At 44.3% G+C, this 24,116-nt stretch carries 19 protein-coding genes; 8 read left to right on the forward strand and 11 right to left on the reverse strand.

Going from position 1 to position 24,116, the window contains the following annotated elements; genetic code table 11:
- Nucleotides 1-44 precede the first annotated feature (44 nt).
- From R7E38_RS16755 to R7E38_RS16780, 6 genes are all read right to left on the reverse strand, one after another.
- Entirely contained in the window at nucleotides 45-1,496 is a 1,452-nt protein-coding gene (locus R7E38_RS16755; protein WP_226084218.1) for a phospholipase D family protein, read from the reverse strand.
- A gap of 101 nt (nucleotides 1,497-1,597) precedes the next feature.
- On the reverse strand, nucleotides 1,598-3,637 hold the full coding sequence (locus R7E38_RS16760; RefSeq protein WP_025768096.1) for a carboxylesterase family protein: 2,040 nt from the start codon (nucleotides 3,635-3,637) through the stop codon (nucleotides 1,598-1,600).
- 210 nt (nucleotides 3,638-3,847) lie between these two features.
- Nucleotides 3,848-5,503 (reverse strand): hypothetical protein, encoded by a 1,656-nt coding sequence (locus R7E38_RS16765; protein WP_226084216.1) that lies wholly within the window; start codon nucleotides 5,501-5,503, stop codon nucleotides 3,848-3,850.
- Between the two features lie 302 nt (nucleotides 5,504-5,805).
- The gene (locus R7E38_RS16770) at nucleotides 5,806-7,161 is read right to left on the reverse strand and encodes an FUSC family protein (protein WP_226084214.1); all 1,356 of its coding nucleotides are present in this window, start codon (nucleotides 7,159-7,161) and stop codon (nucleotides 5,806-5,808) included.
- 13 nt (nucleotides 7,162-7,174) lie between these two features.
- Nucleotides 7,175-8,038 (reverse strand): HlyD family secretion protein, encoded by an 864-nt coding sequence (locus R7E38_RS16775; RefSeq protein ID WP_226084212.1) that lies wholly within the window; start codon nucleotides 8,036-8,038, stop codon nucleotides 7,175-7,177.
- Between the two features lie 10 nt (nucleotides 8,039-8,048).
- Nucleotides 8,049-8,261 carry a DUF1656 domain-containing protein gene (locus R7E38_RS16780; protein ID WP_005377106.1) on the reverse strand — a complete coding sequence of 71 codons (213 nt, stop codon included), beginning with the start codon at nucleotides 8,259-8,261 and terminating at the stop codon, nucleotides 8,049-8,051.
- Nucleotides 8,262-8,687: 426 nt separating this feature from the next.
- Here R7E38_RS16780 and aspT point away from each other — a divergent pair, with 426 nt between their 5' ends.
- From aspT to R7E38_RS16810, 6 genes are all read left to right on the forward strand, one after another.
- Entirely contained in the window at nucleotides 8,688-10,403 is a 1,716-nt protein-coding gene (gene aspT, locus R7E38_RS16785) for an aspartate-alanine antiporter (RefSeq protein ID WP_318081917.1), read from the forward strand.
- A 95-nt stretch (nucleotides 10,404-10,498) separates the two neighbouring features.
- Complete coding sequence (locus R7E38_RS16790; RefSeq protein WP_226084207.1) at nucleotides 10,499-12,094, forward strand: bifunctional aspartate transaminase/aspartate 4-decarboxylase; 1,596 nt, start codon at nucleotides 10,499-10,501, stop codon at nucleotides 12,092-12,094.
- Between the two features lie 125 nt (nucleotides 12,095-12,219).
- Complete coding sequence (gene pdxY, locus R7E38_RS16795) at nucleotides 12,220-13,077, forward strand: pyridoxal kinase PdxY (protein ID WP_005377109.1); 858 nt, start codon at nucleotides 12,220-12,222, stop codon at nucleotides 13,075-13,077.
- A 210-nt stretch (nucleotides 13,078-13,287) separates the two neighbouring features.
- Entirely contained in the window at nucleotides 13,288-14,457 is a 1,170-nt protein-coding gene (locus R7E38_RS16800; RefSeq protein ID WP_318081918.1) for a patatin-like phospholipase family protein, read from the forward strand.
- A 17-nt stretch (nucleotides 14,458-14,474) separates the two neighbouring features.
- On the forward strand, nucleotides 14,475-14,903 hold the full coding sequence (locus tag R7E38_RS16805; RefSeq protein WP_025768103.1) for a hypothetical protein: 429 nt from the start codon (nucleotides 14,475-14,477) through the stop codon (nucleotides 14,901-14,903).
- 142 nt (nucleotides 14,904-15,045) lie between these two features.
- Complete coding sequence (locus R7E38_RS16810) at nucleotides 15,046-15,954, forward strand: LysR family transcriptional regulator (RefSeq protein ID WP_226084205.1); 909 nt, start codon at nucleotides 15,046-15,048, stop codon at nucleotides 15,952-15,954.
- A 287-nt stretch (nucleotides 15,955-16,241) separates the two neighbouring features.
- Here R7E38_RS16810 and R7E38_RS16815 read toward each other — a convergent pair whose 3' ends face one another.
- The 5 genes from R7E38_RS16815 to R7E38_RS16835 form a co-directional block, all read right to left on the reverse strand.
- The gene (locus R7E38_RS16815; protein WP_226084203.1) at nucleotides 16,242-17,393 is read right to left on the reverse strand and encodes an ABC transporter permease; all 1,152 of its coding nucleotides are present in this window, start codon (nucleotides 17,391-17,393) and stop codon (nucleotides 16,242-16,244) included.
- Nucleotides 17,390-18,556, reverse strand: a complete 1,167-nt coding sequence (locus R7E38_RS16820) for an ABC transporter permease (RefSeq protein WP_017821358.1) — start codon at nucleotides 18,554-18,556, stop codon at nucleotides 17,390-17,392. The genes R7E38_RS16815 and R7E38_RS16820 overlap by 4 nt, the downstream gene beginning before the upstream one ends.
- A gap of 22 nt (nucleotides 18,557-18,578) precedes the next feature.
- Complete coding sequence (locus tag R7E38_RS16825; RefSeq protein ID WP_005377122.1) at nucleotides 18,579-19,559, reverse strand: HlyD family secretion protein; 981 nt, start codon at nucleotides 19,557-19,559, stop codon at nucleotides 18,579-18,581.
- A 3-nt stretch (nucleotides 19,560-19,562) separates the two neighbouring features.
- Nucleotides 19,563-20,978: a TolC family protein gene (locus tag R7E38_RS16830; protein ID WP_226084201.1), complete on the reverse strand. Its 1,416-nt coding sequence runs from the start codon at nucleotides 20,976-20,978 to the stop codon at nucleotides 19,563-19,565.
- Nucleotides 20,979-21,108: 130 nt separating this feature from the next.
- Nucleotides 21,109-21,336 (reverse strand): hypothetical protein, encoded by a 228-nt coding sequence (locus tag R7E38_RS16835; protein ID WP_005377125.1) that lies wholly within the window; start codon nucleotides 21,334-21,336, stop codon nucleotides 21,109-21,111.
- Nucleotides 21,337-21,812: 476 nt separating this feature from the next.
- On the opposite strand from R7E38_RS16835, the gene R7E38_RS16840 reads away from it, so the two are divergent.
- Both R7E38_RS16840 and R7E38_RS16845 read left to right on the forward strand, forming a co-directional pair.
- Nucleotides 21,813-23,432: a sensor histidine kinase gene (locus tag R7E38_RS16840; protein WP_042523823.1), complete on the forward strand. Its 1,620-nt coding sequence runs from the start codon at nucleotides 21,813-21,815 to the stop codon at nucleotides 23,430-23,432.
- Complete coding sequence (locus R7E38_RS16845) at nucleotides 23,429-24,115, forward strand: response regulator (RefSeq protein ID WP_054576965.1); 687 nt, start codon at nucleotides 23,429-23,431, stop codon at nucleotides 24,113-24,115. The genes R7E38_RS16840 and R7E38_RS16845 overlap by 4 nt, the downstream gene beginning before the upstream one ends.
- Nucleotide 24,116 lies beyond the last annotated feature (1 nt).

Raw genomic sequence — 24,116 nt, forward strand, 5'->3', positions numbered from 1 at the left:
GCTCTCATCCTTGCAGATAGAGAGCCTTTTTAAGTCTTGATTGTTTAGAGTTCGAACTCACCATTCAGTTTCTTGAATATCCAGTTAGGCGCCTTATGCCATCCACCATAGTTTGGATTCTTAGTATGGATCTCATTCATTGATTGCCACTGAGTTTGGCCTTGTCTATCTCGAGATACTTGCCAAAACAGTTCATCTTGTTGTCGAGTTAAGTAGTGCATGACATGTTCTGCAAAAGCTTCGCTTTGGACCAACACACCAAATTCCACATTGAGGAAATCCGATCTTGGGTCGAAGTTTGATGAGCCGATATAAGTTAGCCGATCATCGAGTATCACCGTCTTGTTGTGATAATAAGTATCTGCATGGAAGTAATGGTCATCATTTTTCGCTTGGTTTTTGTACTCTAGTATATGAACGCCCTTATCCAACAAGGTTTGGCGATGCTCCTCGTAATAAGCCGGAATAAAGCCAGAATCATTAGAGGCAGACGAGTTCGTCATTAACGTGATGTCCGCTTTTTGCTCCATCAAGGTATCAATAAAGGCAAATTCACCATCACTCGGTACCACGTAAGGCGTTGATATCACTGCTTTGGATGCAGTGGTTATTTGTTGCCAAACTTGGTGTTCTGCACGTTTTCTAAAGTAGGGTTTGTTGTTTTCTAACTTGTCTAATGAGTCGAAAACGGGGGTGACTTGCGTAGCAATGAAGTCGGGACTGATCAGTTGTTTTACCTGTTTTTCAACTTCAGCCAGAATGATGCTTTTGTCTTTCTCACCTTTATTAAGAGCTTTAGTAAACGCGGAATAGTTTGGGGTAACGTTAACGATGTTTTCTATCGGCGTAACATGCTCGCTGTCCCAAAGTTGTTGGTAGTTCTGGTCGAACGTTCGAATAATGCTGCCTTTGAACAAGACATCCATATCAAAGAAGTTGGCTTTGCGGCTGTAACCAAAATAGTCGTCGCCAATGTTACGTCCACCTAGAATCATCCATTGATGGTCAACGTTGAAGTACTTCTCGTGCAGACGATTGTCCAAACGTTGTTGATGAGTAGAGAAGTTGACGGCGCGACCAATCCAACCTGACTTACGTGAATCAAACGGATTGAATAAACGAATTTGAATGTTGTCGTGAGCGCTGAGATCAGCAAGCCATTTCTCGTTAAAAACCAATAGATCATCGAGAGTGAGTCGAATTTGCACGCCTCGATCTGCTGCTTGCTTGAGTTCATTGAGTAGCATCAAACCAAGCGCGTCACTCTCCCAAGAAAAATAAGTCATATCGATGCTTTGCTGAGCATTTCTAACCAGTTCAACGCGACGCGCAAAGGCTTCTGGAGCGGTAGGAATTAAGTAAACTTCGGCTTGATGCTGAGTAGTTTGCCAATTGGCTTCAAAATCCGGTTCAACTTGCGGGTAGGGCTGGGCACAGCCAACCAATAGTGCGCTGAAGATAAAGAGTAGCAGGGCACGAAGGGCGTTAGGAAACATGAGTAAACCTTCCTAATGATGTTCAAGGAATGAGGATGAAAAAAGCCAGCGAACTGGCTTTTAGGTATTCGGTAACGAGCTTTTAGTGACTGAAGATAACGTTACATGTGGCTAAGAATTAACCCAAGTTCCTCGAGACCGTTGAGGCGACCTTGGCGCAGTTTTGGATCGATGCCTGAGTGATGAGCATTGTCCCAGTCTTGTGTGGACTGAATACCGCCATCGTTATCGATCAGCAATACTCGGTCAGTCGCGCTGTTGTATTGGAAGTCCTCAAATAAACGTTCGCTAAACCACATACGAGAGAGCTCGTTCATCATTGCTTTGTCTTTGCTACCTGGACGAACACTTGAACCATCAAGCTTTAATGCTTTATTAAACACAAATGGTAATTCCGATGCATTGCAAGCGCCGACAATACAACTGATGCTTTTGAGTAAATCGCCAACGTCGAGATCGCCATTTTCACCTTTGGTATTGTAAGTCCATACGTTGAATCCAGGTTTGTAGTCAAAGTAGTAGAAGCTTGGCGTTGCCCCTGTTGCTTCTTCAGTTGAAACTTTATGACGGTTTGGACCCGTGAAGAGCAAATCATGCAACGTGGTTTTGAATTGCTGCATGTTTTTGGTCGCACCATTTAGTTCGCTTTCATCGTTGGGGAAGAAGTCAGCCAGAGCAAGTAACTCCGTTGTTGAATCGGAGTTCCCCAAACCGAAGAACAACTTAGTCATCGCCTCATAAGCGGTGCTAGGCAGCAGTTCCAATAAGTCAGAAAGATCGAGTTCAATCGAAGCTGAATCGTTGAGTAATGAACGATATTCGGTGCGTAAACGGTTTAAGTTCGTTTCCGATTCTAGCCACTCCACCATGTATTCGACGATTAAGTTTTCGTCACCACTTTCAATGATTTCTGGCGCTTCTTGGCTCAAGATTTCAATAATAGTTGGGATCAAAAATGTCAGGCTCGGCAGCATGCCTAGAGTATTGCTTTCTGCACTGTTTGAGCCAATTACCGTCGGTACGATCCATTCACTCTCAATCGCTTGTTCAGTAAAGTGATAGCCTGGTACTTCTTTCACTAGAAACGCTGGTGGGCGATGCTCGATGTAAGGCGCAAATGGCATCAACGTAGCTAATGGGCTGTTGTCTCGTGTTGGACTTATAACCGGAATATTCGCAGCGGTCAGTACCCAGTTCTTAAGACGTTGAATAGGATCAAGCATCTCGCTCTGTACCTTCATGACCTCTTCAAGTGGTAGTAGCGTTAGATCTTCAACACTTTGCTCTGGCCTTTGGCTCTTGGCAACATCGTAACTTTTATATTCAAAGCCGTACGCGTTGCTTTGCATGATGGCACGCTGAAAGTGCTCACCTGCGATTGCAGCATCGCCTTTTGATTGCTGTAAAATTCCCACCGACATGGCACCCGCACCTTGCCCCATGAGTGTCACGTTTTGCGGATTGCCGCCGAATGCATCTATGTTTTGTTGAACCCATTCAAGCGCGTGTTTTTGATCGCCTAGGCCAAAGTTACCACCCTCTGAGTTGTCCAAACCATCGACCCAAACACTGCCCAGCAAGCCCAAACGATAGTTAAAAGTAACAGCAATAAACGGGTTACCATCGTCAGCACCTTGCGCAACCACCATATCACCATGAATCAGCGGTTCTGAGCCTGCGCCGTATTCAAAGTCTCCACCGTGAATAAAGACATAAACTGGCAAATCTGCGTACGCTTCTGTCCCGGCAGGTCGCCAAATGTTTAGGTTCAAACAATTTTCTGACTGCGTTTGTGTGGTGGTTTTTAACTGCGGACACGCATCACCGAACTGAGTCGCATCAATATCGCCTTCAAGTGGGGCCACAATGCTGTGCTGAAAGCGGTCTGCTTGCGCAAACTGGATACCTTTGAACGCCTCTACCGCTGCCAGTTTTTCATCCGCATCAAGAGGCGTGATGACGAGGGACTCTTTGGTCGCTTGAATGGTTGCATCGCCAATTTCCAAAGCGATTTGCTCTGGTGGTAAGGGTTGTAGTGGCTTCGGGCCGTTAGGAACGCTAGGTTTACTTGAGTCATCACTGCAAGCTGCTAAGGCAAGAGTGATGGTAATGGCTAAAGTTGAGCGATTGAGTAAAGTCATTGTTATGTCCAAAAAGTCATTTGGTGCGTGCACCGAAAATGTTAAACGGCATCTAACAAGCGACGTCCTGACGCTTTGGCATTAATCCGTGAATGGTTGGATGGCTTGTTGTATTGATGGCTCAAATGGTAGGACATCGGCGACAGTTTCAGTAATCGCCTTTGTAGGATGCAGTCCTACCATCGTCTAGGGGCGGGCTCTTTATGAGAGCTAGAAACGGTAACCAAGATTTAAGGTTACTGACTCTCGAGTTTCCCCTTTGTTATAGAGAAAGGTCAGGTTGTAGTTTTTGCCGATTTGCTTATTGAAACCAGTCAAAAACGCCCATTGATTAAGATCTACACCAATGTCGTAATCGAATTCGATATCACCACTTTTTACATGCCCGTCCATTCGAGCGTCCAGTCCTTGATATTCTGCTCCGACAAAGAACTGCGTGCGATAATCGACAAGTTGATAACCCAACATCGGCTGTACAGTAACAATACCATCGCCCCAATCATCTAAGCCCTTTAAACGAGTTTGCGAATAGGTACCAGTGACAGAAGCAAAGAATTCTTTATAGCCAACCGAAAGGGTTGTACCTATACCACGAAGGTCATATTCCAAATGCAGCGGCACGTCTAAGCGTCCGCGACTACAAAGTGCAGATAAACCATCGCAAAACTTATCACCTAATCCTGGCAGTTTATCGTTCAGCTTATCTTTTATGTACTGGCCACCTTCACCCGTGTAGGCGGCATCAACATTGGCATCGACATTAACTTTTCCGATGTAACCAAATACATTCCAAAATGGCAGGATGTTTACATCGCCACGAAGCGTCATGCTCTCAGCACTCACGATGCCGACACTGTCTTCTGGATCAAACAATTCATTAAGGCCGATGCCTTCAATCGTGAAATCATTAAATGGAATATTCATATCTTGATTTCGATACGCTAGCGACACACCAAACGGCAGCGGTAAATCGATGCCTTGTCGACGCACCATATCGCCCATTAATGGGAAGATACGATCAAGTTTTACACTGGCTTCTTGCATGCGTGGGTCAGAGACCTCATTCAAGCGTTTTTCGTCTAGTACTTGCACGCCAAGCTTATCTTCATAAATCGCTACCGGTTTTACGCTGCTCATCATTTCGAGGGGTTTATTTTTCTTTGAACCAACTATCTTGGTGTTTTTACTGGCAATCGCAATTTTGCCTGATGTTAACTTCTGGAAGAGGATCTCTTGATCGTAAGAATCCACTTGGTAGTTGTGATGTGTGAACGGTTTATCGTTGGTAATGACCATACGTTTCGGTTCACCATTAACCAACTCAATATCAACGCTTAAAAAGCGGAAGTAGGCGATATCTTGAGGAAGACCGTATTTTGAGTAATTAAAACTGATGATCACATTACCATTCTGATCCTCTTTGGCTCTTACTGATGACGGATCAAAACTCTCCGCGTAGTTTCGAAGGCGGTATTCTGTTCGTGTGAAAGCTTCGATCTCATCAAGTACTTTTTCATTTTCATCGAGTTGTTCAGGGTTGTACTTGATACGCAGATCAATGTTGCCTTTGTTATCGGTGTTCTTAACCAAGTAGACGGACGAATCGCGAACGCTATCACCGATTTTAACACTTCGGTGGGCATGCTCGACCAAATGCTCGCCTTGAACTAGAGAGCTGATGGCCAGTTTTGGTAAATCATGACTGATACCGTATTTGTCGAACAGCGCTCGGCCTTGCTCGATTACTTCGTTGTAGGTCGTCGTCTCTTCAGCGGCGAAGCCAAAAGTGGGGGTAGTAAGCATTAGTGCGCTCGCGAGCACAGTAAGAGAAGACGTCTTGCCGGCGCGTAATTCAAAAAAACTCATGACAGTTTCCACTCTGAATAGTCTCAAACCTTCGAGACTCAGACAGTTAATGTGTCACTGAACTTCTTGTTCAGTTAGATAGATGTGTTTGCTGTGATTGACGTTGTGAATGCAGAGTTTTCGATTGCATTTCGTGAATCAATGAGAGGATTTTATGAGGTGAAGAGAAATACCGTTAATCGCTTTTGATGGATACTATCCTCGCTTTATGGGTTACGGAGGAATAATGGCTAGCTCACAAACAAACAGCCCCGCATAGCAGAAGCAATGCAGGGCTTTAGTTTCAAGAACGGAGGTGACGCTTAGACCGTAACGCGAACACGAAACAGATCAGTAAACAACTTGGCAATCATCAAAATGATCATAATGTTTACCAGCATCAGCAAGGGCGTTTCAATTCGATACGCTGGGGTTAAATTGAGCGCTCCTGATGTCAAGACAACCAATAAGTTAATACCTAGAATTCTGTGTACCATCAGTTTTGGTGTGGAAAATACCTTCCAAATTACGATGATGTTGATTAAGTAGAATAGCCCAAGCTGCCAAAGCTCGGTCATCATTGGCATTATGAAAATGTATTGCAATAGAATCACCGTGCCAGTGCCTATCACACCAAAAAATGCATCTTTAATAATGCTTGGTGGCATAGTAGGAACGATTGAAGAGAACACGCCTGCTAGCATCGGAAAAATGAAACCTCCGGGTACGGGCAGATAAATCCAGATCAACAAAGAAGTGACGAACATGGATACACCTTGCAATACCTTTCTGCCGTCTTCATTCAAATGCTGGATAAACGTTCGATGCTCGTGATGCCAAACCGTGTTTTTCTCTCTTTGCATGACATAAGCAACGTGACCAATGAGCGACGTACTTGGATTTTTAATATCAAAGCTTTGCAGTTGCTGCGTTAGTGTTGGCCAATCGATCTCACGACTTTGCGATTTATCTGCTTGTTCTAGCAATCGGTCTTGGATTTGTGCCATCTCATTTAAACGCGCACGCCATAGCTGACGATGTTCTTTCAAGTGGTAGCTGCCAGTAAGTGGTAAGCCGACCAGTTGGAATAACTTTTCTATGTTGGCGGTGTTGGTCTCAAGAGCTTCAATATCTATATCATTGGGCGATTTCATAGCGTTAAGCATCGCCTCTCTGCTGGCCTCAAAACGTTGAATGAAGTTTTGTTCTGTACTGACTGGCCAGACTAATCGGTACACAACAGAAAACGTGATCACACCAAGAATAGTCTCTTGCATGCGAAGAACAGCGAAGTGGAACGTTGCTTGACTATCAAATCCTCCCATACATGCGATGATGGAGCACACAGCAAAACCGATAGAGAACACATAACCATACTTTTCGTCGCTCGACATAAAAATGCACGCACCTAAAAACAAGGTGAAGAAGGTGAGAAACAAAAAGCGATCTTGAGAAAACGTCGTGATGAGGAAAAAGGCATAACCGATGCCAAGGAGGGTTCCTAATAAGCGATTATGACCTTTGTTTATCGAGTGAGCGAAGCTTTCATTTAATGCCATTACCGCGACTGCGATCGCTGCCCAATACGGTTTCTCCCATTGAAACCATAAGGCAAGGCAGATCGCGATAACGATAGACAGCGCAGCTTTGATTGCTTCTTTGGTTGAGGCATTAAACATACATTCCACCGCATTATTGTTTGATGATTTTGATAGAGGCCGTCATACCAACACGTAGTTGAAAATCTTTCGGTAAGTGATCTAATTTAACTTTAATTGGAATGCGTTGAGCTAAGCGTATCCACTGAAAGTTAGGGCTCACATTGGGCAAAAGATCGTTACCAGTACTACCATCTTGTTTCGCAATGCCGTAGCCAATGCTTTTGATTTTTCCTTCCAACACAGCTTCATTGTGCATCATTAAGGTCACGTAGGCTTTATCTTGTGGATCAACGCCAACTAAATCCGTTTCTTTGAAATATCCTTCGATCCAAAAGCTGTCTTCATCAATCAAAGCCACGACTGGGGAGTTAGCGACGACTTGAGAGCCGACGCGTAAGTTCAAATTAGTGATATAACCATTCGTTGGCGCATAAACTTTTGTGTAATCAAGGTTTAGCTTGGCTTCTTCAACATTGGCTTTCGCGAGCTCTACGTTGGCAACGGCTGTCTCCACCGCATTGTCTAGGTTATTCAATGTCAGTACAGGTACAGCGCCAGGTGTGCGCTTTTCTAACTTAAGTGCTCGCTGCTCTTCATTTTTGGCCTTTGCTAGTAATGCAATGGCTTGCTTTTGAGCTGCTAGCGCTTTGTGGTACGCCGCTTTATAGATGCTTGGGTCAATCTCAAACAGCAAATCGCCTTGTTTCACTTGCGAATTGTCTTCGACGTAGACTTGGATGATTTGTCCTGTCACGCGGGGGGTTATAGAAACGATGTACGCGCTAACTTGGCCATCTCTAGTCCATGGGTTGTCAGTGTATGATTGGTAGTAGCTGAAAATCACGGTGCCAGCGGAACACAGTAGTAGCAGTGTGATGAGATAACGTTTTATCACGGAATTTGCCTCAAAATATGGTAATGAATCGACCAATAACGCCAGTAAAAATCACAATTAGGCTTAGCTCAGCGAGCGCAGGAAATGCAACGTATTTGTGGAGTCCCAGTTTTGTTGCAACGGTTCCAACCAAAATGGTGAGCATGTAAGCCAATGCAATAACCAGCAACAAGGGAGGGAAGTAAACTTCGCCCCACACAAGTTCATGTGGCATTGAGTTCATGGTGTTTTTCTCTATTAACTTGATGAATGTAAAGATAAGGCAAGTGATGGCATCAGTGATAATCGCTTTTGTAGGATCTAATCCATCAAGAGAAAGGTGTCATGCGCTATATAGAGGGAATAGCGCAACAAAGTAGCTTTTTGGACAGTGAACATAAAAATAAATTTATTTTCCAATTTATTTGATGCTCATTTAATACCACTAAGTTATTAAATTTTCGACAATTATTGTTCAATGTTTGCGTTTGAATATGCGAAGTGATGGTTTCATCCTTCAAATGGGATTACGAGTTGTGAGTTTTTGTTCCTAATATTCGCTTCGAAGCAAACGAGATGCTTTTTAAATTAAATAATCCAACAAATATGAGTGACAGATTATTCGTTAGATTATTTGAGTTTTATATTTATTAGTAAGAGTAAAATTGTCATGGAAATTATTTCTAACCTTTTTGACATGGCACCATTTGTTGCTCTCTTTATTACGCTCTCTCTCGGTTATATGGTTGGTAAAATTACCATTGGTCGATTTGTTCTTGGCGGTGTTGCCGGAACATTATTAATGGGTGTAATTATTGGGCAATTTGGTGTTCATATTGATCCCGGCGTAAAAAGCATTTTCTTTGCGCTCTTTATTTACGCAGTAGGGTATCAAGGTGGTGCGCAGTTCTTCAAAGCATTGAACTTTAGAACCATCAACATTCTACTTTCTGCCGTGGTTATGACGGTTTCAGGTCTGCTTTGTGTGTTAGCGGCAGCTTGGATGTTTGATCTAGACAGAGGTACGGCAGCTGGTCTTGCAGCTGGTGGTTTGACTCAATCGGCAATCATCGGTACAGCGGGTGATGCGATCACACGTCTTGGTGGTGTGACAGAAGAAGCGAAACACCTAATGCAGACCAACGTCGCAGTCGGCTATGCAGTTACGTACATCTTTAGTTCGCTTGGTCCAATTCTTATGGTGACATGGGTATTCCCAACACTGATGAAGTGGGATATCCGAGCAGAAGCGATTGCTCTAGAAGAGAAAAACTCAAATGGTAAGCGTGATTTAGCGCCGGGTGAGTTCAACGCTGTCACAGCGCTGGTTACACGAGCATTTAAAGTGAGCAAAGATGGTGGGCTAGCAGGCAAAACCCTAGCTCAGTTAAACCAACACGCTCTAGCTGCTTGTGTTGAATTAATTCAACGCGATGGCAAAGTGCTAGAAGTGGACAAATTTACAGCACTGAAAGAAGGGGATGTCATTGTTGTAACAGGTCGTCGTAATGCGGTACATCAGCTGCAAGATGGTTTGGCTGACAATGAGATTGCACTTCCAGAAGGCTATGAAGTTATTGAAGAAAACCGTCAACTGATCGCAGACAACCGCAAACTGATTGGTAAGTCGCTGCAAGAGATTAAAGAGGCTTCGAACCAAGGCTCTATGCGCGGTATTTATGTGACAGACTATATTCGTGAAGGCAACTCAATTGAAATAACGCCGGATCTTGTGGTGAAGAAAAATGACGTCATCCAGCTTACAGGTACCGCAAAAGATATCAATCGCGTTGAGAAAAACATTGGTCAGCGAATGGGCTCAGCAAACGTGACTGACTTAGTCGTGCTTGGTATGGGCATGGTGGTGGGCCTATTAATTGGTCTAATCAGTTTTAAGATTGCTGGTATTCCCGTCACTATCGGTTCTGGTGCAGGTTGTTTGATCTCAGGTTTGATCGTCGGTTGGTTGCGTAGCCGCAATCCGCATGTTGCTCAGTTTCCTGTGGGTGCCGCGAACTTTATTCGAGATTTCGGTTTGGCAGCATTTGTGGGCATTGTTGGCCTTGAGGCTGGGCCTCAAGCGGTCGACACCATCAAAGAACACGGTATGTCTCTGTTGTTCCTTGGCATGGGTGTAACGATTATCCCTCAGATTATTTCGTTCTTCTTCTCATATTTTGTATTGAAGATTAAGAATCCAGTTGAAGCACTTGGCTGTGTGACAGGTGGACGAAGTGCGAACCCAGCATTCGCGGCTTTAATGGAAAAAACAGGTAACGCAACGCCAGTATTCTCATTCACCGTGACTTATGCTGTCGCCAATGTACTGCTCACCCTATGGGGTCCTATTATTGTCGGCATTATTACTTTAAACGCAGGCATGTAATTTAAATAAATTCGAACACTCTTATCGCTTAATTAAATAGGCGGTAGGGAAAGTATTATCCAAATTTCACTAAATAATAAATTCAGGTAAATATTATGACTACGCCAAATACAACAATTGATTTTTCAAAATTTGCAGATTTAAGCCCATTTGAATTAAAAGATAAACTTATTGAAGTGGCACAAACTGTTCCTGACCGCGCGTTATTAGATGCAGGTCGTGGTAATCCTAATTTTCTTGCGACACTACCACGTAAAGCGTTCATTCGTTTGGGTGAGTTCGCAATATTGGAAGCCGAGCGCACTTATTCATACCTAGATGGTGGTTTCGGTGGCATTCCAGATGGTGTGGGCATTGTTGAGCGCTTCGATACGTTTGCAAGCAAGAATAAACAAGACCAAGGCGTACAGTTCTTGGAAAAGTCGCTGAGCTACGCAAAAGACCGTTTGGGTCTAGAGAAACAGGCATTTTTGAATGAGCTGGTTAACGCATACCTTGCATGTAACTACCCAGTGCCACCACGTATGTTGACGAACATCGAAAGGGTTGTGAAGCAGTACATCGCAGAAGAGATGTACGGCCCGATGCCAATGACAACAGACTTCGATCTGTTTGCAACGGAAGGCGGCACAGCGTCTATGACGTACACGTTCCAAACTATGTTCAACAACGGTCTGTTGAAGAAAGGTGACAAGGTTGCACTAATCACTCCAATCTTTACGCCTTATCTAGAGATTCCAGAACTGAGTGAATACGAACTGGAAATCGTTGAACTACGTCTGGATGAGACAACATGGCAGCTGCCGATGTCTGAAATCGAAAAGCTTGCAGATACAGAGATCAAACTGCTTTGTGTTGTTAACCCAGCAAACCCAGCGTCTGTGAAGTTCTCGGATGAAACTCTGGATAACTTATCAAACTTCGTGAACAACGAACGTAGCGACCTGTTCATTGTGACTGACGATGTATACGGCACTTTTGCGGACGACTTTGTCTCACTGTTCGCGAAACTACCATACAACACGCTTTGTGTGTACTCGTTCTCTAAGTACTTCGGTGCAACAGGCTGGCGTCTAGGCTCGATTGCAATTCAACACAACAACGTGTTTGACGATGCAATGCGTAGTCTTCCTGAAGCGCGTCAACTTGAGTTGGACGATCGTTACAAAACGCTGACTCCGGAACCGCGTGAGATCAAGTTTATTGACCGTATCGTAGCAGATAGCCGCAGCGTAGCGCTTAACCACACAGCAGGTTTGTCTCTTCCTCAACAAGTTCAAATGGCGCTGTTCTCTTTGAACTGCTTGATGGACTCGGAACAAAACTACAAAGAAGCATGTAAACGCATCATCCGCGAGCGTTACAAAACTCTGTACAAAAACATGGGTGTAGAAATTGAAGAAAACAAAGATCGTGTGGACTACTACACACTGCTTGAGCTCGATACTCTGGGCGGCAAATTGTACGGACCAGCCTTCGTTGAATGGTTCAAAGCGAGCGAGAAGGGCAAAGACTTCCTGTTCCGCCTTGCACATGAAACCGGCGTTATCTTACTTCCAGGCCAGGGCTTCGATGTAGTGCACGCATCAGTTCGAGTTTCACTAGCAAACCTTACTCACCACGAATACGAGCTTATCGGTCGTGCAACACGCAAAGTGTTGGATGAGTACTTTGCTGAGTTCAAAGGCTAATGAATCCAACCTGATTAAGAATAAGCCTCGGCGTTGTCGAGGCTATTCCGACCAAATAAGCACAGTGCGCAATATTGTGTTTATTTAGTCGCCAAGCTAACAAACTTCTCAATTAAGAGTGACTTATGAAAAGCATTATTTCTATTCAATCTCATGTGGTTTATGGCCACGCAGGAAACAGTTCTGCCGTCTTCCCGATGCAGAGAATGGGCCTCGAAGTCTGGCCAATTCACACGGTTCAGTTTTCAAATCACACTCAGTACCAGCAAGGTTGGACTGGACAGAAGTTTGGGGCAGATGAAATTCATTCTCTAATGAGAGGCTTAGATAACATTGAGAAGTTAGGCGAATGTGGCGCGATACTGTCCGGTTATCAAGGCAGCGCAGAGCAATGTCGAGCGGTGGCCGAAGCGGTAAGTTTAGTCAAATCGCGTAACCATAGTGCACTTTATGTGTGTGACCCAGTTATGGGTGATCCAGACAAAGGTTGCATTGTGGCAGACGGTGTCAAAGAAGCGATAAGCCATAGCTTGTTGCCCATCGCTGATGTGATTGTTCCTAACCAGTTTGAACTGAGCGAGTTAACAGGTGTGAAAATTGACTCTCTTTATGATGCGGTCACTGCATGTAAAAAAGCCTTAGAGTTAGGACCGAAAATGGTATTGGTGAAACATCTGCATGCTCTAACAGATGACGCCTTCAGTATGATTTTAGCCACGCCGAAAGCAAGCTATTTGGCCCAACGCCCTAGTGTTGAATTTGCTATGCAGCCAGTCGGTGTCGGTGATTTGATTTCTGCGATTTTTACTTCTTGTTTGGTGAAGAAGATGTCTCCTGTCGCAGCCTTTCGTCATACACATAACGCCGTTTACGGTGTATTGGAGATCACCAAAGGCTATGGCACATGGGAGCTACAGACGATCAATGCCCAATACGAATTTGTCGAACCGACGCATGAGTTCAACGTCGTGAAAATTGCTTAGCGCAGTACCTAATTAACGGAGAAGCGTAAAGTTAGCATATAGAAACTTGGCATAATTGCTTTGATGGATAGCATCCTACAATCGCGATTATGGGGTTTAGCCGTGCCTAGCTATAGTAACTCCACACAACGAAACGGACTTCATTTTGACCCAATTAACTTCAAACTGAGTCTCTGGTCATACGCCAGAGAACATTAAATGAGACTGATTATGAATCGTTTAATTTCCTCTGGTGTGACGGTTGCACTTTCGCTGCTGATAGTAGCTTGTAGTTCACCTCATACGCTGGATGTTCGTGTTTCTCAAAGCAACTATAAAGATGTCGAGATCGCGAGTTCGACACCAAATGAGCCACTTCGAATGTGGGCCAATGAAGCGCCGGATTTTCTCTACTCAGCGCACAATCAAACCACACCGATCAAAGTAGAGGGTGAACAGCTCAATATTTTGGCCTTATCGGGTGGTGGCGTAAACGGCGCATACGGGGCCGGCGTTTTGATGGGGCTACAGGAAAAGGGGGAGCTAAAAGATTATGCCATCATTACTGGAGTCAGTGCTGGTGCCCTAATCGCTCCTTTTGTTTTCATTGGCGGTGATGCGATGCCAAAGATGAAAGAAGTCATGCTCAACATCAATGATAAGAATATTTTGGGTAAGAAGAACTTCTTAAATACCCTGTTTAAGGACGCGTTTACCGATGGTGAGAACCTCTATGATTTCATCGCAGACGCTTACCCTGAGCCCATGATCGAGGCGATGGCGCAGCAACAACGCAATGGTAAACGCCTCTTTATTGGCAGTACCCATTTTGATTCAGGCGAACTGGTGATTTGGAATATTGGTGCGATTGCGAACAGTGATTTAGCGGACAAATCTGAACTGATTTACAAGGTGCTTGCTGCGAGCGCATCGATCCCTGGTGTTTTCCCTCCACAATTTATCGATGTTGAACATGATGGAGAAACTCTTGAGGAGTTACACGTAGATGGCGGTCTCGCAGCGCAGGTGTTCTTTAATCCGTCTAACTTCAACTATCAACAAATCTCAGATGCTTTGGGGTTAGAAAAAGCGCCTCAGTTGGATGTGATTCGCAATGGTGCGTTAAAAGCGCCGTATCGTCCACTAAAAGACAAAGGTTTGGACTTGGTATCGAAAAGTGTCTCAAGCCTTACGCTAGCGCAAACTCGTGGTGATCTCTATCGAATGAAATACATCAGTGAAATCAACGATATCGAGATGCAGTTTACCTACATTGATCAAGATTTCAGGTACGCCAAAGTAACGAAAGATATGTTCGATCACCGCTACTTGCTGACGATTTACGAATATGGATTCAAAAAAGCCACCCAAGGGCAACTTTGGGTAACTGAACTCCCTTAATACAGGAAAACGATACAATGAAAAAAGCCGTTCTTACACTCATGATACTTACCGCTTCCGCGACTGCATTCGCCCAAAGTGGAGCCCATCTTGACCAGCAAAAAGTGGATAGTGATATGCAGCAACTGTCTGCAATCAAAGAAGAAGGTGCAGCCTTTATCATGATTGACGAGAACTCGAGTTACGTGGCGGTCGAGTTCGTGGGAAAGTGGGAAGAGATCAACAACTATGTGTCACACAAAGAAGCGAAAAAACGTAAATTGGAAAAAGTGAACAAGCAGTTCGTGTACTCTCAGGTCGGTGAAACGTTGGAGTCACTTGAGCAAAAAGTCGTTGACCACATTTACGCTGATCAACCTAAATATTTCAGTGTCGATGTCTACCGCGATTACCATGGTGACTCAGGAGAATTCAACTATTTAGCTCGTGTCGTTGAGTACAACTAAGTTAGAGAAAACCTACTGAAGCTAGTAGGTTTTTTTGTGTCGTCGAGAAGGAATTCAAACGCAGATTGTTTCCGTTACCAAGTAGCAATTCTACGATCTTGTGGTAATTTAATTAGATAACTCTAAAAAGTAAGCACAACCTATGAATTTTAGTTTTGAACAACTTCTCGCGTTCGTAACCGTTTATGAACAGCTTTCGTTTAGTAAGGCGGCGGTCAAACTCAATAAGCACCGAACCACAATAGGGCAGGTGATTACCAATCTTGAAGACCAACTGGCGGTCAACCTGTTTGAGCGAGTGGGGCGCTCGGTAGAACCGACAGAAGATGGTCATCTTCTTTACCACTATGCTAAGCAAACCATCGAACAAGCACGTACTTTCGATAAAGTCGCATTAAGTCTAGCTTACGGTGGGTTAGAGAATGTTAGTATCGCCTATTCAAGCGCTATACCACACCGTTTTCTTGTATTGCTTCGTATTCAATTAGCAGCAGATTTTCCGATGATGCGAGTTAACTTTCTTGTTCGTAATCGCAACGAAATTAAAGAGGGTTTACAGAATGGTGATTATCAATTCGGTATTGTCAATGTGCATGATAGTCGAGCAATACATAGTCTGGATGCGACGTTTTTAGGTCATTTTGAATTTGTTCCTTTCGTCCAGAAAGGTGGTGAACTCGCTTCTATGGCACCAGATCGAGTATTGAAAGCCTTGAGGAATAGTAAACAATTTGTACTGCGGTCTCTTATTGAAGAGGGAATGGGCGAAAAAGTCATCGTAAGTTCGAACCATGAAGAGGTCGACCAATTGGCCCTTGTAGTGAAAATGGTTGAAGCAGGTTTAGGATGGGCGATTCTCCCCAGAACGTTTGCCCATTCGGAGTTTTCTAATAATCATATAGAGCCAGTGGAAGCTTCTGAATTATTGGAAGGTTTTAAGTTTGGTTTTGGCCTATGGTGCCAACCCTCTAAGCAAGTCGGTGATGTAAAAAATTCAATCATGAAGGTCGTTACAGAATACCGAGAGAAAATAATCCGTGATATGACTTAGCGGCGACATGTATCCTGCTCATCCCTATCAACAACAAGACTCAATGTGAGTCTTGTTTTTTTGTGTCTGAAAAACGTTATCGTTCTAGCGAAGAGCTAATGTCTATTGGAAGGATATAACCCTCTATATGAGAGTATGGAGTCCATAGTTTTTGGCTTAATCTAACCTCGCTCAATGGGTAAGCCCAGAGCAAAAAGTGTTTTTACCATATGTCCGCTGCAAGGACGCAGATTTTCAGCCGGGTTTAGTTACCCGGCTTTTTTTATAGTAATAAAAAATGTCAGCTGTCACCCCAAGCTCTCTGTTACAACTGGCTTGTTACTTCGCTTAGCAATCCAGTACGCAACGCTACCCCAAAGCACGGTGAGTGCCCAAAGCGCCGTCCAATGTGGAGCGACTTGTTGCCAGGTTGCCCCCATTTGGTTTAGCGCTAAGAAAGCTTTTATCGCCCAAGTGCTTGGGCTTAAATCAGCAATCCATAATAAGGGAGTAGGTATGGCTTCAATTGGCCAAATAAAACCAGCCAAGAAAATGAGCGGCATAGAGCTCACTAAGACGACTAAGGTGACAAGTTCACGCCGAGGTAATAAGTAACCTAGCCAGAAGCCTAGTCCGCAACAACCTAAAAAGAACGGGAACAACATAGCCAGCAATTCGCCCGCATTGGCGATATGGTTTACGTTTAAACGTTCGAAGCTAAAACCAAAATAATAGGCGCCGAGTAAATAATAAATTGCCACAAATACTAACGTTCTCACAAGCAGCAGCGATCCCGTTGATACTTGTGACCAATAGCCACGACCATGACGCTGTGTTCCCGTTTGTAATCCAACCGCCATGATCAACGTTTGTTGTAAAATCAGAACAAATACTGCCGGCACTACGTATTCGATGTAACCCATGGCTGGGTTGAACGTTGGTTTCATATTAAGCTTAATAGCAGAGTAATTATGGCTAGCCATACTCATGGGCACACCATCTATCACCATTTTACTGACTTTCACTTGGGCCCCTAATGTGCCTCCAGCTTGGGCCAATCCTTCTACCACGGTTCCGTACACGAGAAAATACGAGGCGTCCGCAGCGTAGGCCAGAGTCGGGCTTTTACCTAGCATTAGGTCTTTGTAAAAGTGTTCTGGTATGACTAAAAAACCGGTGATCTCTCGTTGTAAAAATGCTTGCTTTGCATCGGCAATCGTATGAAGTCGAGTGACTACGTTGACTTGTGGGGTGGCATCAACCATACGTTCTAGCTTTAAACTCGTCTGACTACCATCTAGATTAACAATCGCGATTGGTTGTTCACGAGGCGTTTGTTGTGCATAAGGCAAAGGGTATAAAAACGAGTAAAATACGACACCACCAAACACGGTCAACGTAACGACTGGATTGGTTAGAACGGCCTTAAGTTCCGCTTTAATCAGTTGCCACAATGTCATACCGCCTCCTTCGCTTGGCGTGTTGATGAAGCTGTTCGATGTTTACCCATCAAGGCTGCGGTAATGAGCAGAGGCATAACGTAACCAATCATAGGCCATAGCGAGCTTAAAGATTGCGCGGCCGATGCTCCATAGCTTGCTTGACTCACTTGTACTTCAATGTAATGGGTAATCGGCAATAATGAACGCCATGCATAAGCGAGCGTGTTCATGTCAGAAACTGGGAATGTAATTCCCATGAACGCGAAGCTTGGAGCCGTAAATGCGCCAGCAAAACTCATCGCACGTGCAGGATCCATCGACAAGAAGAAGAACAACGCTCCCATAATGATACAGGCGATAACCGTCGCCAATTGTGCTAATAGCATAACCACAAAACTGCCTTCCATTGGCCAATCAAGCACGGAATAAAACCAGTACAAGAACAACGCACCTTGCGCCATAAAGACCGGAATGTACCGACTTAATAAGGTAGTGAGCCTGGCGTATGGCTTTTCGCCCAAAAATGCAAAGCCATTCTTTCCACCATAAATGCGAAAGTGCGCGGCAAGAATCAAAATAGTGCTTACTACAATACATATTTGCCAAATGGCTGGCACGATAGCCGTTACCAAAAATTGTGCGTAGTTATTGTTACGGTTAAATAATGCGGTTATTTGTGTTGACACGGGTACAGCCTGTCCAGCCGCTGCTAACGTTGTGGTGTTACCCTTAGCCAAGTTTCCCATTACTTCAACCTGAGCGTCGAAATAGCCTTGTGCTTGCGCAACGGCAGAGTTGATCAGTTTCGCTACCAAAATGTACTGACTGTTGTAAAAGACAGAAAGTTGAGGTTGGCGGTGCTGGAGAATATCTTGGTCGAACTTAGATGGGATGACCGCGTAAGCGTAGATATCGCCTTCAATCATCGCATTTTTTGCTTCGCTTGCACTGGTGTAGTGATAGTTAACAGCCAGACTCGACGACGCATCCAAAGATTGAATGAGCTTTCGAGAAAGTTGGGAATGTTGTAGATCAACCACACCGATTGGTAGATCCCGGGCAATGCCCGCAGAGAACACTCCCCAAATCATCATCGCGAGCAAAATCGGTATCCAAGTAAGGCACGAAAGCAACCACTTGTCTCGTCGTAAGATATGCCGCTGTGAAATCTTAATCGTCATAGCATTAACCTAGTGGTTGTGATTAAAGTTCAACGACAACACTCATTCCCATACGCAGTTCAGGTTCGGGTTGAGCTGGACGAGCTTCTACTTCAAAGGTACGAAGATCAAAACCTTGAGAAGCATCGGTTGCTCTCCACGTTGCAAAGTCACCCATAACGGCAACATGCGTTACTTTGAACTCAACATTTTTATTTAAGGCAGGCAAATAGGCATCAAAGGTTGCTCCTTTTTTAAAGTGTTGAAGGTAATCTTCACGCACATTAAGTGTCGCCCAGGCATCTTCTGTATCTATCACAGTAACAACCGGGAAGCCCTGAGGTGCTAATTCACCACTTTGAAGTAGAACTTGAGAGACTTCGCCGTCAAACCAGCTGTAGATCTGAGTATCTTTCGCGTACGCTTCTACTTCGGCTACGGCACCTGATGCCATGCGCGCTTTTTCCGCCGCAGCCACTTTGGTTTCACTTCTAGCGCCTTCTTTTGCCATTTCGTACATTTGAAACGCGGCACTTTCTGTGTATTTCGCTGCTTGCCACTGAGTTAAAGCTTCATCGCGTTTTTGTTCTGCAACCACGCCATCGTTATAAAGGTTATTCACACGATTGTAGGTTTTTTCCATTAAATTCGCAGCGGCTTTGGCTTTCATCCACTGATCTTTTGCTGCTTGGATTTGTTGCTCACGTGCGCCTTTCTCAGCTTCTTGAGCTAAGGCGTCCGCCGCTTTTTCACCTGCTTTTGCTTGTTCTAACTTCGCTTCAATTTCAGGACTATGAAGGGTAAAAATAAGCTGACCTTTCTCTACATCGTCGCCTTTACGTACCATTACCTCATCAATACGCCCTGGAACTTTTGAGGAAATGCTGTATTGTTGGGCTTCAATTAATCCCTGTAAGCGGATCGGTTCTGGTTGATAGGCTTGGTAAAATTGATACCCAACCCAAGAGGCAACACCCAAAGCACAAAGTGAGAGTAAAACGGGTTTTAGTGATTTAGCTGCCATGATTTATTTCACCTCTTTGGATGTTGAAGCAGGGATAAAAGCGGTATTTTGATATTGTTCGAAGCTGTTCATTTCACTGCTCAATGCGAGTAGCTTGGTTAAAGATATTAAATAGCGGAAACGCGCCGCCGAACGTTGTGTTTCTATACTCGCGACATAAAGTTGTGCATCCACAACATCCAGAGAAGACGACAGACCCTGAGTAAATGCTTTTTCACGCAAGCGCAGGTTTTCGTTAGCGAGTTCAATGCTAGATGCGAGCCCTTGTACTTCATCAATAGCTTGCTGAGCCTCCAAGTATGTCTTTTGGACTAACAGCGATAAGTCTTGTTTGGCTTGGGACTTTAATGAGTCAACCTGCGAGACGACGCTTTGAGCTGCTTTGACTTTTTCGCTTCGCCCTGATGATTCAATCAGTGGAATGCTGACACCAACACCAACTAACCAGTCAGGCTTCATTTGGCTTGCGAGAGAATCGTCTTCATACAAGCTGTAGTCGCCGTAAAGATAAACTTCAGGGTAGTATTTCCCTTTTTCTGCTTTGATTAAGCTAGAGGCTTGTTTGTGTTTAGCGCTCAGAAGTTCTAACCCCGGATAGGTAAGCAGCGTTTGATCGACAAAAGCGGTAAGAGGGGGAAGACTGTCGTTGATAAACAAAGATTCAGCGGGCTCTACGGCATCATCTTGCGCGAGTAATTTACCTAATGCAGCCTGAGCGATACTCAAATCGCTGGCTGCTTTACGTGTTTCTACAGATGCTTTATCTAAAGAAGCCTCGGCTTGCAGGCGCTCAACGTGCGCGATTTGTCCTTGCTCTTCAAGCTTAATGGCAAAATCTCGATGCTTTTTTAGCCCAGCTTCAACCGCTTGCCGCGTTGCGAGTACTTCCTTTGCCAGTACGACAGAAAAGTAGTACTTCGATAAATCTTCAAAACGCGCTTGTTGTTCCATTAAAAGCTGACTTTTCGCCTCATCCGTTTTGCCTTCTGCTGCTGATTGAGCCGCAGAAATTCTACCACCAGTAAAAATTGGCCAAATGGCACGAATAGACGAAGAGAAAATATCGCGCTCGGTTATGGTCGAAGTGGTATTAGCTAAGGCACCAAAAATAGGCTGAAAAGCAGGAGGTACGTTAATGTGTGCTCCTGTGCTGTCTAGAATCTGTTTTCCCGAAAGCGTGATATCGGTATCTAAACGCGTGTAATTCGCGCCAATGGTAACTTGAGGTAAGTTGAGATTGCTGGTGGCACTCTCTTGGTATTGGTAGTTCTCGACGTTTGAGCGTTGAGCTTTAAGAGAATAGTTGTTTTCTAGCAATAGCTGCCATGCGGTATCAAAAGTGATCGGTGCCGCATGACAGGCAAGGGAAATCGAGCTGCTAAGTAAGCCCAGTATCCAAAACTTTCCTGTTTTTTTCATAATGGCTGCTTTGTCGTAGAGTATTAGCTCTAATATAAAGGATTCGTAACTGCGTGTTAAGTAGGAGGGAAAATTGGGCAGTAGTATGCGCCCAGTTATATTTGTGCTGGGCGCGGGAGATGTTACAAATTTATTTCGTATATGGACAGTGAAACTCCGCTCTCCACTCGAGCTGACGAGAACCTCGCATCGTATTCAATAGATCTTTTCCACTCATTTGAGGGAACGATAACAGGACTTTGAGATCAGAAGTACCGCCTCCGTTTTTTTCATAAGCCCTGACGTGTGTAAATGTTGAATACATATTCTCTGACAGCATCGCCTTATTCAGGCATATTCCAAAGGTATCGCGTTCCATGTTTGGTGTTCCTTCTAACTATAAATGCACCTCTGTTTATAGTTTTCCAGTTTTCAGATGGTGTCTAAGTGTTTGTCATTTAGTCAGTATTTGTGTTTTGTTTTATTTTTGTCCAAACCACTGACATCAATGTTGAGCTTTTAATAGACTTCCAGCTTCACTGCTTTCAAACCGAAACTCTCATTGGTTTCGTTGATTAAAAATTATACGTTGTAAAGTCTAAAAACGCCTCAAAAACCGCTAAAATCGATGTGATCGCGATCATGATTTTAAGGGCAATTTATGTATGGAATTGAGTATCAGAGAGGAATGCTAAATTTGGTGAATGGTTGTAATTTTATGTTTCAGCTCGTCGATTAATTAACCGTAAACTCTGCGGTTTGTTTGCCTTCCTCACAGATTTATCACCGCGACAACGTCATGCTGTTAACTGAGTGTTAACGTTACGCTCAAGAGTGAATCACAAGGATGTATCAATGAGTTGGAAAACCATCAGCTTTCGTAAGCGGATGCTCATTATCATGACGCTATCGGGGTTGATAGAGCTGTTATTGCTTGTCGCCGCGGGGTTCACTTATCTCAAAATCAATCAAGAGCAAGAAATGGGAGAAAAAGCACTGGGTGTTGCCCGTTTTTTAGCGGACTCAGCGGTTGTTCGTGAAATGATCGAAACCCAAAACCCCCAGCCATACCAACTTCGCTTTAGAGAATTAACCGAAGCCATAGGTGCTGCATTCATCGTTATTGGCGACCATAAGGGAGTACGCTTAATCCACCCTGTTGATGAGCGGTTGGGCAAGCCAATGAGAGGTGGCGACAATCGTCGAGCGCTAGAACAGGGGTTGTATTATGTTTCGACGGCACAGGGCTCGTTAGGTTATTCAGTTCGTGGTAAAGCTGCGATTTTTGACGAGCAAGGGAACATCATTGGTGTGGTTTCGGTTGGCTATTTGCTCGACCGACTGCAAGACCGCATCGAACCATTTTTGGCCTTTTTGATTTTAATGGTCATCGTAGTTGTCGTCGCTAATGCCATTGTATCCAATTATGCGTCGAGAAAGTTTCAGCGCGCCATTTTAGGCTTTGAGCCTGAAGAGATAGGGCGGTTGTACGGCGAATTAGAAGTGACGATGAGCACTATCAAAGAGGGCGTGTTAAGCATTGATGCCCAAGGGATACTTCGCTCGATAAATCGTAGTGCCTGCCAGATTCTCGGTATTGATAGAGAATCAGCGCTCAATAAACCTTTGACTGATACGCTGCGTGATAGCGATCTATATACAGTGTTAGAAAGCGGGCAGGAAGATCATGATATTGAAATATTCCTTAATCATAAGCGCCTGATTGCAAATCGCTCTCCAATTTATGTTGATGGGAAAATTGTGGGGGCGGTATCGAGTTTCCGTTTAAGGGATGAAATCAATGATCTAACCGAGCAGCTATCACAAACCAAGGAATATGCAGATTTGTTACGTTCGCAAACCCATGAGCATCGCAATAAGCTAAACACTATCAGCGGGCTAGTACAAATGGGTGAGCTTGATGCGGTGCAAAAGTTAATTGGACAAGAAACCGCACACTATCAAGCAATGATTGAGTTTTTAAGAGATACCGTTAAGGACCCGCTAATTGCAGGCATGTTGCTTGGAAAAACTGAACGTGCTCGCGAGTTAGGCTTACAACTGGTGGTTGAGGAAGGCAGTCGTCTGGAGCCCCTACCTGAGTGGCTAAATTCGGAAGACCTTGTCACAATTTTGGGTAATTTGATTGATAACGCTTTCGATGCCACGTTAACTTCAATTCGCGATGAATCAAATGTTGCGTCAGAACGCAGAAACATTGATGTGTCCGTTAGCGATTACGGAAATGAAGTGATACTTGAGGTGATAGATCATGGCTGTGGCCTCCCAAAAACAGTGGATCCACAAACATTATTTACAAAAGGCGTTTCGACGAAATCTCGTCAAAATCGAGGTGTTGGGTTACACCTTGTCAATCAGCTTGCTACTCGATATCACGGCCATGTTGAGATGATACCCAATACAAATTATGGGACAAGAATAACGGTGTACTTACCCAAGGAAGAACAAATATGAGTATGGCGACTCGCGTAATGATCATTGAAGATGATCTGGCTATTGCTGAGCTGCACCACAAATACTTAAGCCAACTGACAGGTTTGGAAGTGGTTGGAATTGCGACCACGAGAATGGAAGCAGAAATGCAACTCGACATTCTTAAGCCAGATTTACTATTGATGGATGTCTATCTTCCCGATGGCACAGGGCTTGAGATACTAAATACACTGCGTGCAAGTAACCAAACGTGTGATGTCATTTTGATTACAGCCGCAAGGGATGTCGATACGTTACAACAGGCGATGAGGGGTGGCGTTGTCGATTACCTGTTAAAACCAGTGATGTTTCCACGTTTAGATGCCGCACTGAAAAAGTATGTGTCCCAACGCCAACAACTAGACATCGTAGAGAGTTTGGATCAGAACCTCGTTGATAAAATGCTGCAGTCTCACGCCAATCAAGACAACTTGCCGAACCGATTACCAAAAGGGATTGATGGTGTAACCCTAGACAAGATCAGAGAGTTGTTCCCAAATGGCAGTGCGCTGACCGCTGATGAGGCAGGTGAAAAAATCGGAGTGAGCCGAACAACGGCGAGGCGCTATTTGGAGTATCTGATCAGCACTGGTGAACTAGAGGCTGATTTAAACTATGGGTCGGTAGGTAGGCCAGAAAGGTGCTATAAAAAAGTGACGCGGTAGC

Origin of the sequence: Vibrio sp. Vb2131 (genome assembly GCF_033338535.1) — a bacterium.
GTDB lineage: Bacteria > Pseudomonadota > Gammaproteobacteria > Enterobacterales > Vibrionaceae > Vibrio > Vibrio alginolyticus.

Bases quoted from the DNA above. Each gene is read 5' to 3' on its own strand.
- R7E38_RS16800 (WP_318081918.1), top strand. From the start codon at position 13,288: ATGAATCGTTTAATTTCCTCTGGTGTGACGGTTGCACTTTCGCTGCTG.
- R7E38_RS16790 (WP_226084207.1), top strand. From the start codon at position 10,499: ATGACTACGCCAAATACAACAATTGATTTTTCAAAATTTGCAGATTTA.
- R7E38_RS16760 (WP_025768096.1), bottom strand. From the start codon at position 3,637: ATGACTTTACTCAATCGCTCAACTTTAGCCATTACCATCACTCTTGCC.
- R7E38_RS16820 (WP_017821358.1), bottom strand. From the start codon at position 18,556: ATGACGATTAAGATTTCACAGCGGCATATCTTACGACGAGACAAGTGG.
- R7E38_RS16810 (WP_226084205.1), top strand. From the start codon at position 15,046: ATGAATTTTAGTTTTGAACAACTTCTCGCGTTCGTAACCGTTTATGAA.
- R7E38_RS16835 (WP_005377125.1), bottom strand. From the start codon at position 21,336: ATGGAACGCGATACCTTTGGAATATGCCTGAATAAGGCGATGCTGTCA.
- R7E38_RS16805 (WP_025768103.1), top strand. From the start codon at position 14,475: ATGAAAAAAGCCGTTCTTACACTCATGATACTTACCGCTTCCGCGACT.
- R7E38_RS16830 (WP_226084201.1), bottom strand. From the start codon at position 20,978: ATGAAAAAAACAGGAAAGTTTTGGATACTGGGCTTACTTAGCAGCTCG.
- pdxY (WP_005377109.1), top strand. From the start codon at position 12,220: ATGAAAAGCATTATTTCTATTCAATCTCATGTGGTTTATGGCCACGCA.
- R7E38_RS16815 (WP_226084203.1), bottom strand. From the start codon at position 17,393: ATGACATTGTGGCAACTGATTAAAGCGGAACTTAAGGCCGTTCTAACC.
- R7E38_RS16780 (WP_005377106.1), bottom strand. From the start codon at position 8,261: ATGAACTCAATGCCACATGAACTTGTGTGGGGCGAAGTTTACTTCCCT.
- R7E38_RS16825 (WP_005377122.1), bottom strand. From the start codon at position 19,559: ATGGCAGCTAAATCACTAAAACCCGTTTTACTCTCACTTTGTGCTTTG.
- R7E38_RS16765 (WP_226084216.1), bottom strand. From the start codon at position 5,503: ATGAGTTTTTTTGAATTACGCGCCGGCAAGACGTCTTCTCTTACTGTG.
- aspT (WP_318081917.1), top strand. From the start codon at position 8,688: ATGGAAATTATTTCTAACCTTTTTGACATGGCACCATTTGTTGCTCTC.
- R7E38_RS16770 (WP_226084214.1), bottom strand. From the start codon at position 7,161: ATGTTTAATGCCTCAACCAAAGAAGCAATCAAAGCTGCGCTGTCTATC.
- R7E38_RS16840 (WP_042523823.1), top strand. From the start codon at position 21,813: ATGAGTTGGAAAACCATCAGCTTTCGTAAGCGGATGCTCATTATCATG.
- R7E38_RS16755 (WP_226084218.1), bottom strand. From the start codon at position 1,496: ATGTTTCCTAACGCCCTTCGTGCCCTGCTACTCTTTATCTTCAGCGCA.
- R7E38_RS16845 (WP_054576965.1), top strand. From the start codon at position 23,429: ATGAGTATGGCGACTCGCGTAATGATCATTGAAGATGATCTGGCTATT.